The 13,454-nt window shown below is 73.8% G+C and carries 16 protein-coding genes; 6 read left to right on the forward strand and 10 right to left on the reverse strand.

Features of this window, described 5'->3' with window-relative positions:
- The 4 genes from CLV37_RS21405 to CLV37_RS21420 form a co-directional block, all read right to left on the reverse strand.
- Positions 1 to 711 carry a metal-dependent hydrolase gene (locus CLV37_RS21405; protein WP_245885567.1) on the reverse strand — a complete coding sequence of 237 codons (711 nt, stop codon included), beginning with the start codon at positions 709 to 711 and terminating at the stop codon, positions 1 to 3.
- A 122-nt stretch (positions 712 to 833) separates the two neighbouring features.
- The gene (locus CLV37_RS27150) at positions 834 to 1,964 is read right to left on the reverse strand and encodes a baeRF2 domain-containing protein (RefSeq protein WP_146149531.1); all 1,131 of its coding nucleotides are present in this window, start codon (positions 1,962 to 1,964) and stop codon (positions 834 to 836) included.
- Positions 1,965 to 2,033: 69 nt separating this feature from the next.
- Positions 2,034 to 2,438 (reverse strand): YchJ family protein, encoded by a 405-nt coding sequence (locus tag CLV37_RS21415; RefSeq protein ID WP_106214289.1) that lies wholly within the window; start codon positions 2,436 to 2,438, stop codon positions 2,034 to 2,036.
- Positions 2,435 to 3,436, reverse strand: coding sequence for a LacI family DNA-binding transcriptional regulator (locus CLV37_RS21420; protein ID WP_106214291.1), 1,002 nt, complete (start codon positions 3,434 to 3,436; stop codon positions 2,435 to 2,437). The genes CLV37_RS21415 and CLV37_RS21420 overlap by 4 nt, the downstream gene beginning before the upstream one ends.
- Before the next feature lie 83 nt (positions 3,437 to 3,519).
- Here CLV37_RS21420 and CLV37_RS21425 point away from each other — a divergent pair, with 83 nt between their 5' ends.
- Together CLV37_RS21425 and CLV37_RS21430 are read left to right on the forward strand one after the other, a co-directional pair.
- Positions 3,520 to 4,518: a Gfo/Idh/MocA family protein gene (locus tag CLV37_RS21425; protein WP_106214293.1), complete on the forward strand. Its 999-nt coding sequence runs from the start codon at positions 3,520 to 3,522 to the stop codon at positions 4,516 to 4,518.
- Between the two features lie 137 nt (positions 4,519 to 4,655).
- A complete protein-coding gene (locus CLV37_RS21430; RefSeq protein WP_106214295.1) occupies positions 4,656 to 5,129 on the forward strand; it encodes an anthrone oxygenase family protein in 474 nt (157 codons plus the stop codon).
- A 27-nt stretch (positions 5,130 to 5,156) separates the two neighbouring features.
- Here CLV37_RS21430 and CLV37_RS21435 read toward each other — a convergent pair whose 3' ends face one another.
- From CLV37_RS21435 to CLV37_RS21445, 4 genes are all read right to left on the reverse strand, one after another.
- The gene (locus CLV37_RS21435) at positions 5,157 to 6,686 is read right to left on the reverse strand and encodes an LCP family protein (protein ID WP_106214296.1); all 1,530 of its coding nucleotides are present in this window, start codon (positions 6,684 to 6,686) and stop codon (positions 5,157 to 5,159) included.
- A 101-nt stretch (positions 6,687 to 6,787) separates the two neighbouring features.
- A complete protein-coding gene (locus CLV37_RS27805; protein WP_170127416.1) occupies positions 6,788 to 6,949 on the reverse strand; it encodes a hypothetical protein in 162 nt (53 codons plus the stop codon).
- On the reverse strand, positions 6,949 to 7,653 hold the full coding sequence (locus CLV37_RS21440) for a class E sortase (protein ID WP_106214298.1): 705 nt from the start codon (positions 7,651 to 7,653) through the stop codon (positions 6,949 to 6,951). Before CLV37_RS21440 ends, CLV37_RS27805 begins: the two co-directional genes overlap by 1 nt.
- Positions 7,650 to 8,375, reverse strand: coding sequence for a DUF881 domain-containing protein (locus CLV37_RS21445; RefSeq protein WP_106214300.1), 726 nt, complete (start codon positions 8,373 to 8,375; stop codon positions 7,650 to 7,652). The genes CLV37_RS21440 and CLV37_RS21445 overlap by 4 nt, the downstream gene beginning before the upstream one ends.
- A gap of 98 nt (positions 8,376 to 8,473) precedes the next feature.
- Here CLV37_RS21445 and CLV37_RS21450 point away from each other — a divergent pair, with 98 nt between their 5' ends.
- The 3 genes from CLV37_RS21450 to CLV37_RS21460 all read left to right on the forward strand — a co-directional run bounded on the left by CLV37_RS21450 (position 8,474) and on the right by CLV37_RS21460 (position 10,880).
- The gene (locus CLV37_RS21450) at positions 8,474 to 8,779 is read left to right on the forward strand and encodes a cell division protein CrgA (RefSeq protein ID WP_211298845.1); all 306 of its coding nucleotides are present in this window, start codon (positions 8,474 to 8,476) and stop codon (positions 8,777 to 8,779) included.
- A 118-nt stretch (positions 8,780 to 8,897) separates the two neighbouring features.
- The gene (locus CLV37_RS21455) at positions 8,898 to 9,818 is read left to right on the forward strand and encodes a glycosyltransferase family protein (RefSeq protein ID WP_106214302.1); all 921 of its coding nucleotides are present in this window, start codon (positions 8,898 to 8,900) and stop codon (positions 9,816 to 9,818) included.
- A gap of 393 nt (positions 9,819 to 10,211) precedes the next feature.
- Positions 10,212 to 10,880, forward strand: a complete 669-nt coding sequence (locus tag CLV37_RS21460; RefSeq protein ID WP_106214304.1) for a TetR/AcrR family transcriptional regulator — start codon at positions 10,212 to 10,214, stop codon at positions 10,878 to 10,880.
- A 13-nt stretch (positions 10,881 to 10,893) separates the two neighbouring features.
- Here the strand turns inward: CLV37_RS21460 and CLV37_RS21465 are convergent, their stop codons facing one another.
- Together CLV37_RS21465 and CLV37_RS21470 are read right to left on the reverse strand one after the other, a co-directional pair.
- Positions 10,894 to 11,715: a rhomboid family intramembrane serine protease gene (locus CLV37_RS21465; RefSeq protein WP_106214306.1), complete on the reverse strand. Its 822-nt coding sequence runs from the start codon at positions 11,713 to 11,715 to the stop codon at positions 10,894 to 10,896.
- Between the two features lie 51 nt (positions 11,716 to 11,766).
- Positions 11,767 to 12,291, reverse strand: a complete 525-nt coding sequence (locus CLV37_RS21470; RefSeq protein ID WP_106214308.1) for a peptidylprolyl isomerase — start codon at positions 12,289 to 12,291, stop codon at positions 11,767 to 11,769.
- Between the two features lie 163 nt (positions 12,292 to 12,454).
- Here CLV37_RS21470 and CLV37_RS21475 point away from each other — a divergent pair, with 163 nt between their 5' ends.
- Entirely contained in the window at positions 12,455 to 13,414 is a 960-nt protein-coding gene (locus CLV37_RS21475) for a hypothetical protein (RefSeq protein WP_106214310.1), read from the forward strand.
- Positions 13,415 to 13,454 lie beyond the last annotated feature (40 nt).

Genomic DNA, 13,454 nt, shown 5'->3' on the forward strand with positions numbered 1-13,454 from the left:
TCACACGAGCGGGATCAGGAGGTTGCGCACCGGCTCGACGTAGCGCACCAGCCCGAGCACGGTCAGCACCGGGAAAACGAAGTACTGCAGCAGCGGTTCGGGCCCGCGGCCGGCGCGGAACAGCCGCAACCCCACCGTCACGGGCTTCTTGCGCAGCCACGTCGTGAACGGCACGGGCACACCGTCGGTGGTGAGGGCGTCGCCGGCGACGTGGACGACGACGCCGCCGGCGACCGCGACGGGCAGCCAGGGCACCACGACGCCCTGCTTCGTCAGCCACCAGGCGGCGGCGAAGGACACGACGAGGTTGCCCAGCGCGGTCTTCTCGGTGTCGCCGGGGATGTACTGGGCGACGGAGTGCAGGGCCAGGCCGATGCCCAGCGCGAGCACGACCAGCGCCGACCAGTGGTTGCTCGCGGCGAACGCGGCGAGCAGGCCGAAGGCGAGCGGGGCCACGACGACGTCGTGGGTGCCGCCGCGGTGGCGGCGGGCGAGGACGCCGATGGCCCGCGACAGCCAGCGGGTGGGCGGGCCCCACATGGAGCCGGCGGTGGAACCCTTCTGGTCGAGGTCGGGCAGGTAGGCGAAGCCGCCGCAGGCGACGACCCACGCGAGCTGTTCGAGGGGTCGGTCGATGCCGAGGTGCGTCGAGGCGAGGCCGAGGGTCAGGGCTCCCGCCGCCAACCCGCTGGCGGCGTGCGCCGGGCCCATCACGGTGTGTCGTCCTCCCAGGTCAGAGACTCGGAGGGTACCCGGCTTGGAAGCGGCACGTTGACTCAACGGCCCCGGTCATCGAGACCGGGGAGTCAACGTGCCGATTCCCGCGCGGACGCTCAGGTGGTGTACCGCAGGAGGGCGCCGATGCCGTCGGCCATGGCCAGCAGGGGCTCCTGCCCGTCCTCCTCGGGGCGCGGGACGAGCTCGATCTCGGCGTCGGAGGCGGCCAGGGCACGCACGAGGGCCGCGTCGGTGCGGACCTCCTCGACGTCGCGGACGCCGATCGCGTGCAGGTCGGTGGTCGTGGTGGCCAGCTCCAGGGGACCCGTCCCGGCCCACAGGTGGCCGGTGGCGGTGGGGTCGTCGAGGAGCAGGAGGGTCGCGACCTGGCCGGCGCGCAGGGCGGCGACGACGGGTCCGAGGCCCTCGACGGCCCGGCCCTGGCGGCCGCGCTCCTGCACGAAGCGGTCGACGACGGCCTGCCGGCGGCGCGTGCGGACCTCGTCGAGGGCGTGGGCGACGTTGGCGGTGAAGGCCCGTTCGCGGGTCCCGGCGGCGCGGCCGCCGCCCTTGACCTCGCACAGGAGCTGGGTGAGGGCGACCGGGGCCTTGTCCTTGAACGCGGCGACGGCCTTGGCGTCGCCGGTGACGAGGACGACGTCGGGGTGCTCGCGGCGCACGAGATCGGCGACGTCGTCGGCGACGGCGGCGGCGTTGTGGTCCCAGGAGTCCTGGACGGCGTGCTGGTAGCGGTGCTCGGCGCGGTTGTCGCCGGAGCCCTTGTGGAGCAGGTCGTGCCCGCCCTCGACGGAGTGGACGTCGGCGGCCCGCAGAGCGCCGGAGCTGGTGACGGTGATGTCGGCGCCGGCGCGGTCGAGCTCGACGAGGACGTAGCGGACGTCGTCGGCGGTGGAGCGGACGAGGGGCATGAGGTGGGCGACGGGGCCGGTGGTGGCCTCCTCCTGCGGCGGCGGTGCCGGCAGGACGACGTCGAGCTCGAGGCCGGTGGCCGTGGCGATCATGGCGCGGCCGACGTGGCCGCCGACGCCGGTGGGTTCGGTGGCGACGGCGTCGAGGGCGACGAGGGCCGGTTCGGGGGCGCCCTGACCGGCGAGGGCGGTGCGGGCCTCGTGCCAGCGGAGGTCGATGTCGTGGGCTCCGGTCTCCCGGTCCCTGGTGGCGTCGGTGTAGACGGTGACGTGCGGCCCCGGATCCAGGGCCACGTCCTTCAGCCAGTCCAGCTTCACGGGACTCCTTCCCTCGTGATGTTGCTTTCCGCTCCCAGTCCGTGACTCAGCGTGTAGGAACCGCGACGATCACGCGACTCGGTTTCCGATCGGCCCTTCGTACACCCAACGCCCCTGCGCGCGCACGAAGGCCGACGCCTCGTGCTGCACGCCCCGGCGTCCGCTGAGGCGGTAGTGGGCCTCGAACTCGACGGTCCCCTCGTCGTCGAAGGGGCTGCCCCGGTCGGTGCCCAGGACCACGAGCCGCTTCCACTCCACGTCCGGGTCCAGGTCGAGGTCGGCCGGGCGGGTGGACGGGTGCCAGCTGCGCAGCAGGTGCTCCACGTCGCCCACGACGAAGGCGGTGTAGCGCGAGCGCATGAGGGCCTCGGCCGTCGGGGCGTCGGCCTCGGCGCCCCGGGAGAGGTAGCGGCCGCAGCAGCCGGCGAAGGGCTCGCCCCAACCGCAGGGGCAGGGCGCGTCGTCGGTGATCACCCGGTCATCCTCGCGCCTCGCGGGGCCGTCGTCGCCCGCACCACGAGCCGCGGCGCGACCAGCTGCAGGTCCGCGGGGGCACCGGGGTCCGCCAGCCGGGCGAGCAGCCGGACGGCGGCCAGCCGACCGACCTCGTGGGCGGAGTTGTCGACGCTGGTCAGCGACACCGCGCGCAGCCGGGCGGTGGAGGTGTCGTCGTAGCCGACGACCGACAGCCGTCCCGGCACGTCCACGCCCAGGTCGGCCGCGGCGGCCAGGACCCCGACGGCGACGGCGTCGTTGGCGGCGACGACGGCGGTCGGGGGGTCCTCGCGGCACAGCAGCGCCAGCCCCGCGCGGTGCCCGGCGTCCTCGGTCATGGCGCCGAGCTCGACGAGGGGCTCCCCCGCCCCGTCGGCCACGGCCCGCTCGAAGGCCTGCCGGCGCAGACGGCCGACGGGGCCCTCGCCGCCGACGTGCGCGACCCGCCGGTGCCCCAGGGCCAGGACGTGCTCGACGGCCAGCCGGGTCCCGGCCGCGTCGTCCCCCGCGACGACGTCGACGTCGAGGGGGTCGCCGGGGTCGAGGCGGGTGCCGGCCAGGACGGTCGGGACGGTCTCGGCGACCTCCGCGACCACCGACAGGTCGGGCAGGGTGCCGATGACGACGAGGCCGTCGACGCGCAGGTCGGCGAAGGTGCGGGGGGCCTCGGGCTCGCTGCGGGACTCGGCCAGGACCGGGCGCAGCCCCGCCTCCCGCAGGACGGGGCGCAGCCCCTCGAGGACGTCGACGAACCAGGGGTTGCGCAGGTCGTCGAGGACGAGGCCGATGGCGCGCGTGCGGCCCTGGGCGAGGCTCTGCGCGGTGGGGTCGGGGCGGTAGCCGAGCTCGTCCATCGCAGCCAGGACGGCGGCGCGCCGTTCGTCGGAGACCTTCGGGGAGCCCTGCAGGACGAGGGAGACGAGCGACTTGGAGACGCCGGCGCGCGCTGCGACGCTGCGGATGGTCGGGCGGGTCACGCGGCCTCCTTGACAGCTGGGTCGGAACGCCTGATCGTAGACCGCGTTGGACCGGTCCAATACTCAGCGAGGAGCTCCCGAACATGTCCGATCTCCACCTCGGCCTGGCCGGTGTCGGTCGCATCGGCGTCATGCACGCCCACACCATCGTCGCCACCCCCGGCGTCGGGCGGCTCACCGTCACCGACGTCGACGCCGACCGCGCGCGGCAGGTCGGCGCCGAGGTGGGCGCCGACTCGGCCGCCGACGTCGAGGCCCTGCTCGCCGCCGGGATCGACGGCCTCGTCGTGGCCACCGGCACCGCCCAGCACCCCGAGCTGATCCGCGCCGGCGTCGAGGCCGGGATCCCCGTCTTCTCCGAGAAGCCCGTCGCCCCCGACGTCGCCCTCTCGCTGCCCGTCCTGGACTTCATCGCCCGCCGCGACGGCGTCGTCCGCATCGGCCACCAGCGCCGCTACGACGCCGGGTACCTGGAGGCCAAGCGCGCCTTCACCGCCGGCGAGCTCGGCTGGCTGCACGCGATCCGCGCCGTGACCTGCGACGTCACACCCCCGCCGGTGTCGTTCCTGGCCACCTCCGGCGGGCTGTTCCGCGACTGCAGCGTCCACGACTTCGACGTCATCCGCTGGATCACCGGCCGCGAGGTCGTCGAGGTCTACGCGCGCGGCTCCAACAACGGCGACCCCGCCATCGGGGAGGTCGGCGACGTCGACTCCGCGCTGGCCGTCTGCACCCTCGACGACGGGACCCTCGCCGTCGTCACCGCCTCGCGCTACAACGGCGCCGGCCACGACGTCCGGCTCGAGCTGCAGGGCTCCAAGGGCTCGATCGAGGTCGGCCTCGACGAGCGCACCGCGCTGCGCTCGGCCGAACCCGGCGTCACCTTCCCCGGCGGCACCCCGCACACCACGTTCGCCGAGCGCTTCGCCGACGCCTACCGCGCCGAGATCGCCGCCTTCGCCGACCTCGTCCGCGGGATCGACGGGGAGCTGTGCCGGCCCGAGGACGCCGTCGCGGCCTCCAAGGTGGCGGACGCGGCGCAGGAGTCGCTCATCACCGGGGTGCCGGTGCGGGTGGGCTGAACCGACGCGGGGCGTCGTGACGGCGCTGCCCCTTGACCGGGACGTCGTCCCCGCGCATCCTCCGGTGCCAGGACGAACCGTCGTGCTCACCGGGGAGGGTCCGTGTCCCGTCGCCCTGCCCACCGCGGGCACCGGCCGTGAGCACGGTCCTGCTCGTGGTGAGCGCGGCGGGTGTCGTGCTCCTCGGCCTGTCCGCCGGGGTGCACCTCAGCGGTCTGGCCGCGCTGAACCCGACGCTGCGCGACGTGGACAGCCGCAGCTACGTCACCGTCAAGCAGTCGGCCGACCGGCACTTCGAGCCGTTCATGCGCCCGTTGACCCTGAGCGGGCTCGTCGCGCTGCTCGCCCAGACGCTCCTGGCCGCCCTCGGCGGGCGCACCGCCGTCGCCGTCGTCGCCGGCTCGGCCCTGGTCGTCGCCGGCGCCGCACTGGTCGCGGTGCTGCGGGGCGACCTGCCGATCAACCGGCGGATGAGCGGGTGGCGGCCCGAGGCCCCGCCCGCCGACTGGACCGTCTGGCGGGGCCGCTGGGAACGCTTCTTCCTCGTGCGCACGGTCGCGACGGTCCTGGCCTTCCTGGCCGCGCTCGCCGCGCTCCTGCTGGTCCGCTGACCCCACCGAACGGTGGGGGCTGCGCGCTCAGGCGCAGATGCTGTCCGAGGCGACCCGGCCCGTGATCGTCGGGGTCGGCGTCGGCGTCGCCGCGGGCGTGCCCGTCACCCGCGAGCGCACGTCGGTGACCGTCACGACGGACTTCACCTCGACGACGATGTTCTTGCCCAGGCTCGCGTCGAGCTGGGTCGTCGCCCCGCCCAGGGCCGCGGCGACCGTGTTCGCCGAGTCCTGCCGCCCCGTGCCGTAGCGCACCAGCACGTCCGCGGTCGCCGAGTGCGCCGTGCCGTCGCCGGTGCCCGCGCCCACGAACCCGACGCCCGTCAGCCCCTTCGAGACCGTGCCCGCGACCCCGGCCGTCCCGCCCACGTTGAGGACCTGGACGGAGATCTTCGACGGCGCGACCAGCAGCTCCGAGCTGGTCGAGGGGTCGGCCGTGGCGCTGGCCGTCGGCGTCGAGGCCGCCGGGCCGGCGGTGTCGGTGCGGATCTGCTGCCACAGCGTGGCCGCCGCCGGCGTCCACTGCACCCGGTTCTTGTTCGCCGGGTACTCCTCCGTCGGCACCGTGACGAACTGCACGCCGTTCGCGGGCACCTTCTGCAGCGACTGCGCCAGCGACGCGATCTCCGACAGGCTCGCCAGGCCCGTGTCCGTCGTGACGGACTTCGTGGCGGCGTCCAGGAACGAGTACAGCTTGTCCGGGCGGGTCAGGATCGCCGAGCTGGTGACCTTCTGGACCATCGAGCTCATCAGCGCCTGCTGGCGCCCGATGCGCGAGATGTCCGAGCCGTCGCCGATGTGGCGGACCCGCGCGTACGCCAGCGCCGTCTCCCCGTCCACGTCGTCGTGCGTGCCCGCCGTCAGGTGCAGGTTGGACGCCTTGTCGTCGATCGCGTCCGGGGTGCAGATCGTGACCCCGCCCAGGGCGTCGATCATCGAGCGGAACCCGGAGAAGTCGACGACGACGTAGTGGTCGATCGGCACCTGCGTCAGGGCCTGGACCGTCTTGATCGTGCACGCCGCGCCCCCGAGGGAGAACGCGGAGTTGAACATGCCCTTCTGGGCCTTGGTGGTCTGCCCGTCCGACGTCGTGCAGGACGGAATCTGGACCATCGAGTCGCGCGGGATGCTCACCAGCGTCGCGCTCTTGCGGTCGGCGGCCAGGTGCACCAGCACCGTGGTGTCCGAGCGGGCGCCGGGGTCGGCGGACTCGCCGCCGTACTCGTCGCCGGAGCCGTCGGACAGGTCCCGGGTGTCGCTGCCCATGACGAGGATGTTGACGGCGTCCTGGCCCGTGGTCGGGTCGACCGTCGACTCGTCCGAGGGCTTGGCCCCGACGAGGTTGCCGAGGTCCTGGGCGTTGATGTTGCCCTGGAGCTTGTAGTACGCGAACACCCCACCCCCGGCCGCGAGGACCGTCAGGACGACGGCCGCGACGAGGAACCCGCGCAGCACCTTGAAGGCGGTGCCGTGCGCGTGGTCGGAGTGGGCGCCGCGGGCGCGGCGACCGGCTCCGGGGACCTCGCGCTGCGGCTCGCGGTCAGTGGAAGTGGGCACGTCGTCACGGTACGGCCGGACGACCCCCCACCTTGAACGGTGACGGCAGAGTTGCGCAGCGCGTCCGCGAGGCCTTCACGAACCGGCGCGTCCGTGCACCCTCAGCGCCCGTCGACCGTCCCGTCGTTGATGGCCAGCCGGTCGGCCACGGCGGGGAAGACGACCTCGAAGCAGAACAGCACGACGGCCGCCGCCACCACCGCGCTGATGAGCACCTTCAGCCACCACGGTCCCGGCAGGACCCGCCACCACGCCGCGTACATCAGTCCCCCACCGGGGCCAGGGACGGCGGTTCGCCGTCCGAACGGTCGCGCACCGACTCCAGCTGCGCGTGGACCACGTAGCGCTGGCGCGCCGAGTGCATCGGGTGGCAGGCCGTCATCGTCAGCCACGCCTGCGTGGGCGTCACGCCCGGCTGGTCGGGCACGGGCGCGATGACGGACACCTGCTGCGGGCTGACGATCTCGTGCGAGCGCACCCGGTACGTCAGCCACTGCGTCGCCGTCGCGACGACGACGGCGTCGCCGTCCTGCAGCTCGGCGATCCGGTTGAACGGCTTGCCGTACGTCACCCGGTGCCCGGCGATGGCGAAGTTGCCGACCTGCCCCGGCATGACCGACTGCACGTAGTGCCCGATGCCGTCCTTCAGCTCCTCGGTGCCGGTGCCCTCCACGACGGGCACGGCGTAGTCGCCGCCGAAGCGCGGGACGTAGACGATCGCGAACGGGTCCCCCAGCGCGGGCACGGCGACGGGGTCCACGGGCGGGTCCGCCACGGGCTGCGTCGCCGGGGCGGTCGGCGCCGGCGTCGAGGGACCCCAGCGCTGCTCCAGGGAGGAGACCGTCGCGGCCTGGACCTTCCCCGACGTCAGGTCCGTCCAGTACAGCTGCCACACGACGAACAGCAGGGTCAGCACCCCGGCCGTCAGCAGGAGCTCGCCGAGCACCGAGGTGGTCCGGCGGATCACGCGGCACCCGCCCGCGCGTAGGTGAGGGTCGTCGTCCCGTCGAACGCGGGCAGCCGCAGGTCCGTGGCCGCGTCCACCCGGTACCCGAGCCCGTAGGCCGCGACGTACTGGCGGTAGACCGCGATCTGCGCCGAGTCCGCGAGCGCCTGCCGCAGCCGGGTGACGTCACCGATCGCGCTGATCGTGTACGGCGGGGAGTACGTGCGGCCCTGCAGGACGAGGACGTTGCCGACGCAGCGCACGGCCGAGGTCGACACGATCCGCTGGTCCATGATCATCATGGCTTCGGCGCCGCCGGCCCACAGGGCGTTGACGACGGACTCGACGTCCTGCTGGTGCACGACGAGGTCGTCCGGGGAGGCGCTCGCGGGCCGCACGGAGTCGGGGGCGTCGTCGAGGGTGACGCTCAGGCCGGGGCCGTGGACGGCGAGGGCGCCGGAGGCGGCGCCGAGGGCGGGGTCGTCGAGGGGGTCCTCGCCCTGGCCCGTCGTCGTGCCGCCGCGGCTGAGGGCGTCGACCTCGGAGCGCAGGACGGCGACCCGGGCGGCCTCGGCGGCGTTGTCGCGCGAGCGCTGGGCGACGACGGAGCCGAGGTCGGCGGACTCCGAGCGCAGGTCGGTGCCGCCGGAGGTCAGGGCGCTGGTGGCGAAGAGGAGCCCGGCGGCGGCGAGCACGAGCACGACACCGGCCCGGCGGACGACCCGCCCCCCTGTGACTCTCACCCACTACCCCCGTGAACGGCCTGCCCACCGATCGTCGCACTACGCTGGACGGGAGGTGACGCACCCCGTCCCCCGCCCACCCCCGACTGGAGGTCGACGTGCCCCGCCGCAAGAAGTCCGACGAGACCGGCGACGTGACGTCCTCCGACGCCGCGGCGCGCAGGCGCGCGACGGCGGGCGACGCCGTCGCGGACGCCGACCGGGCGATCAAGCGCAAGAACCAGCTGACGCCGCGCTGGTGGATCTACCTGATGGTCGGGTTCATGGTCCTGGGCCTGGCGTGGATCGTCGTGTTCTACCTGTCGAGCTCGCTGCTGCCGGTGCCGGGCTGGGACAACTGGAACCTGGTGGTCGGGTTCGGGCTCGTGCTGATCGGCTTCGGCATGACGACCCGGTGGCGCTGAGGCCCCGCCGGACCAGTCCGACTGCTCACATCGGGTGACGCCTGAACGTGTGACGGGAACCCTCCCCACGCGTGACGGTTAGGCTGACCGCGTCCTTCCGCGATCCCCAGGGGGCCTGGTGCTGCACGTCGTCTACCGATCCCACGGCGGGGAGAACGCCAAGGGTCGCCCGTCCTGGTACTCCAAGACCCTCGCGCTGCGCTCCTTCCTGCGCGCCGTCGAGGAGGCGGGCGAGCCGGTCGACGTCGTCTTCCTCAACGACGGGCCGATCCCCGCGGCGCGCCTGGAGCTCATGCGTCCCCACGGCCGCGTGCGCGCGATCACGGGGGGCAGCAACCGCGCCAGCTACCTGGCGGGCCTGAAGCTGGCGGTCCGCGCGGACTGGTCACCGGACGACGTGGTGCTGTTCGCCGAGGACGACTACCTGTGGCGGCCGGACGCGCTGGCCTCGCTCCTGCAGACGGCGGCCCAGCGCCGCGCCGAGTACTTCGCCCCCTACGGGGTCGGCACGCACGACGACATCGAGGGCCGGGTGCCGCAGTGGCGCCGGCCGCGCGCGGCCCGGGGTGAGTCCGAGGTCCCCGCGGACGTCGTGCGGTGGGTGCCGCACGAGAGCACGACGAGCACGTTCGCCGTCCGGGTGGGGGCGCTGCGCGAGGACCACGCGCTGCTCGTCGTGTGCTGCCTGTCCGGCGGCGACTTCGACCACACGAGCCTGCTGGCCGTGCAGGGGATCCCGCGGTTCACGCTGCGCGACCTCGTCGACCACCACGAGGGCGCGTCCTCGAACCCGGCCGTGAAGCTGGCCCGCAGGGCCTACCTCGTCGTCTTCCGGACGGCCGTGGACGTCGGCTCCCTGCGCCGGCCGTCGCGGCGCCGGCGGCTGGCGGCGGCGGACCCGGCGGTGTGCACGCACATGGAGGAGGGCTGGCTGGCGCCGACGCCGGCGCAGCGCCCCGCGTTCTGGGACGAGCTGGCCGAGCGGACCGCCGCCTGGGACGGGGCCGGGACGGCGGCGGGCCCGCTCGTGCGGCCGTAGGCTCCCCGTCTTCCGTCCACCGCACGCGAAGGACCCCCGGACAACCGTGTCCGGGGGTCCTTCGCGTGCGGTGGACGAGGAGGACGAGGCTGCGTTCCGGCGACGGAACGTGGTCGGTCCGGTCGTCCGTCGAGGTGCGCGGAGGACGCGGGACGGCGTGGCGCTCCGGTTGCGCCCGTTCCCGGGCTGGGGACGGGGTGTGGACGACGACCGGCCCCGTCCACAACCTTTGTCCACCGACTCATCCACAACCTGTGGACGAGTGTGGGAAACCCGCTCCTGGGTCCACAGGGCTGTCCACCGACTGGGGACGATCACGACCGCTTTCGCACAGGTGTGCGAAACCCCTGTGGATGGAGAACGGCGGTAGCACCACATCGATACCTTTGGAACGTGACGGCTGAACCGATTGCTCTGCGTGACCACCTCATCCGCGTCGCCGCGGACCTCCTGGCCACCCAGGGTGCCTCCGGGTTCACGACCCGGGCCGTCGCGCAGGCCGCCGGGGTGCAGCCACCGGCCATCTACCGGCTGTTCACCGACAAGGACGGCCTCCTGGACGCCGTCGCCGACCACGTCATGACCCGCTACGTGCAGGGCAAGTCCGCGCGCGAGGACCTCGACCCCGTCGAGGACCTGCACGCCGGCTGGCAGACCCACGTCGGGTTCGGCGTGGACAACCCCGTGCTGTTCCGGATCCTGCTGGAGCGGACGACCCCGGCCGCGTGGGAGGGGCGTCAGGTGCTCGAGCGGCGCGTGCAGCGGGTCGCCGAGGCCGGCCGGCTGCGCGTCGGCGAGGACCTCGCCGTCAAGCTCGTCGCGGCGACCGGCAACGGGGCCGTGGTCACGTTGTCGCAGCTCGGCCCGGACGACCGGCTGCGGGAGGCCCTGTGGGAGGCCCTGGCCGCCGCGATCCTCACCGACGTCCCCGCTGCCCGCGACGACTCCGCGACCGTCGCGTTCCGGGCGTCGGTGCCCGGGATGTCCGCGCTGACCCTGGCCGAGCGCTCGCTCATGGTGGAGTGGATCGACCGGGCGCTGCGGGGCGCAGCGCGGTCGTGACGCGGGGAGCGGGTCAGTACAGCGTCGACGCGTACCCGAGCAGGCCCAGCACGACGGCGGCCACGGCTCCCGTCCCCACCCACTGCACCGCGGGGTGGCGCCGGCGCCCGAGCGTCATCGCCGTCGCGACGAGGGCACCCGTGACCAGGCCCCCGAGGTGGCCCTGCCAGGAGATCCCGGCGTAGAAGACGCCGATGAGGAAGTTGATGACGATCAGCGCGAGGATCTGACCCGTCTGCCGGCCCAGGTGCCGGTTCACGACGAACAGCGCGGCGAAGAGGCCGAAGATCGCGCCCGAGGCACCGACGAGCTGGCTGTCGGCCGTCCCGGGCAGCAGGGTCCCGCCCACGGCCCCGCCCAGGGCGGAGATCACGTACAGGGCGGTGAAGCGGACCCGCCCGAGCAGCGGTTCCAGGTACTGCCCCGAGACCCAGAGGGCGTACGCGTTGAACAGCAGGTGCAGCAGGCTGGCGTGCAGGAACGCCGAGGTGATCGGCTGCCACCACAGCCCGTTGCTGAAGGCGTCGAGGTAGTACCCGTTGACGAGCGACAGCTCGGTGAACAGCTTCGCCGGCATGACCTGCTTGGCGAGGAACATCACCAGGCACAGCCCGATGAGCACCTTCGTGACCACCGTGTCGCGCGAGGCGATCGCCCCGCCGAACGTGCCCCGCGGTTGCCGGACGCCCTTGTTCGCCTCGGCGACGCAGTCGACGCACTGGACGCCGACGGCGGCGGGCCGCTGGCACTGGGGGCAGGCCGGGCGCTCGCAGCGCTGGCACCGGACCCACGACTCGCGGTCGGGGTGGCGCGGACAGACGGGGACGTCGCTCACGTCACGTGCAACGCGCGGGACGCCCCCGTCGTTCGTGCTCAAGCTGTGAGGTCAGTCGCGCTCGACGTCGACCGACGTGATCACGACGGGCTCGCGGGGCGCGTCGCCCGGGCCGACCGGCACGGTGGCGATGGCGTCCACGACGGCGCGGCTCTCGTCGTCGGCGACCTCACCGAAGATCGTGTGCTTGCCGTTGAGGTGCGGGGTGTTCGTGACGGTCACGAAGAACTGCGACCCGTTGGTGCCGTGACCGGCGATCTTGCCGGCGTTGGCCATGGCCAGCAGGTACTTCTTGTCGAAGCGCAGGTCGGGGTGGATCTCGTCGTCGAACTGGTACCCCGGGCCGCCGCGGCCGTCGCCGCGCGGGCAGCCGCCCTGGATCATGAAGCCGTCGATGACGCGGTGGAAGGTCAGCCCGTCGTAGAACGGCTGGGACTTCTTCTCACCGGTGGCCGGGTCCTGCCACTCCTTCGTGCCCTCGGCGAGGCCCACGAAGTTCGCCACCGTCTTGGGGGCGTGGTTCTCGAACAGTTCCAGGCGGATGTCGCCGTGGTTGGTGTGCAGGGTGGCGTGCATGCCGCCCATCCTTCCACGGGCCGCGCACGCCCTCTCCCCGACGTCTGGTGGCGGGACGGGCCCACCTGCGGTTGGGTGTCGGTTGGTGATCGTTCGGCGTGGGGCACGGGTCGCGCAGTCCGCACGTTCGCGACAGCACAGGGGACGAGCACAGGAGGATCGGATGTCGTCGAGCAAGAGCCGCATCGAGAAGCTGCAGAAGGGGACCGCGCTGGCGGGCACCGTCGCGCTGGCGAGCAAGGTCGCGCCGGCGGTGGAGTCCGCCGTGGACTGGGCCCAGCCCCGGCTCGAGAAGGCCTGGGACACCACGCGCGAGACGGCCGCCCCGCACGTGGGGGCCGCGGCCCAGCGCGTGTCCCCCGCCGTGGACACCGCGCGCGACAAGATCGTCGACGACCTGCTGCCCAAGATCGTCGAGGCCGTCCAGGACGCCGCCGCCGCCGCCCAGAAGAGCGCCGCCCCGGTCGCCGCCGCCGCCGGCACGGCCGCCGTCGCGGCCTCGACCTCGGCCCGCGACACGATCAAGGACGCCCTCAAGGAGGGCAGGAAGGCCGAGGCGTCGCTGGAGAAGTCGGTGGCGGCGTCGGTGACGACGTCCGCCAAGAAGGCGTCGACGTCCGCCGAGAAGGCCAAGACCAAGGCCAAGACCCGGGCCAAGGCCACGCGCAAGGCGGGGAAGGTGGCCGCCAAGGCCGCGAAGAAGGTCGCCGCGCAGCGCTCCAGCGACGCGCTCGCCGTGCTGAAGGGCGAGGCCGTCGCCAAGCGCAAGGGCCGCGCGGGCAAGCGGTTCCTCGTGTTCACCCTCGTCGCAGCGGGCGGTGCCGCCGTCTACGCGGTCGTGAGGAACTCCCAGAAGGAGGACCCGTGGTCGGCCCCGGGCGCCGCCTGGACGCCCGCGCCCGCCACGACGACGCCGACGACCCCGGCCGCCGCCGCGAGCACCGAGAACCTGGAGAAGGCGACGGGCGACCAGTCGACGACCGACGCCACCGTCGCCGACGTCACCCCGATCCCGGGCGTGGCGACCGGCACCGCGGTGGACGACGGGACCGACGTGGACCTCGACGCCACGACCGAGGGCACGTCCTCGACCGAGGACACCGAGGGCGGCCGCAAGGACTGACCCCGTCCCCCCGGTCGGGTCCGCGGTGCCAGCCGCGACC

The sequence above is a fragment of the Kineococcus rhizosphaerae genome (assembly GCF_003002055.1).
GTDB classification, from domain to species: domain Bacteria; phylum Actinomycetota; class Actinomycetes; order Actinomycetales; family Kineococcaceae; genus Kineococcus; species Kineococcus rhizosphaerae.

What these genes read in the sequence shown, in the direction of transcription:
- CLV37_RS27805 (WP_170127416.1), bottom strand. Translation starts at nt 6,949, where the DNA reads ATGTACGCGGCGTGGTGGCGGGTCCTGCCGGGACCGTGGTGGCTGAAG.
- CLV37_RS21470 (WP_106214308.1), bottom strand. Translation starts at nt 12,291, where the DNA reads ATGCACGCCACCCTGCACACCAACCACGGCGACATCCGCCTGGAACTG.
- CLV37_RS21425 (WP_106214293.1), top strand. Translation starts at nt 3,520, where the DNA reads ATGTCCGATCTCCACCTCGGCCTGGCCGGTGTCGGTCGCATCGGCGTC.
- CLV37_RS21475 (WP_106214310.1), top strand. Translation starts at nt 12,455, where the DNA reads ATGTCGTCGAGCAAGAGCCGCATCGAGAAGCTGCAGAAGGGGACCGCG.
- CLV37_RS21405 (WP_245885567.1), bottom strand. Translation starts at nt 711, where the DNA reads ATGGGCCCGGCGCACGCCGCCAGCGGGTTGGCGGCGGGAGCCCTGACC.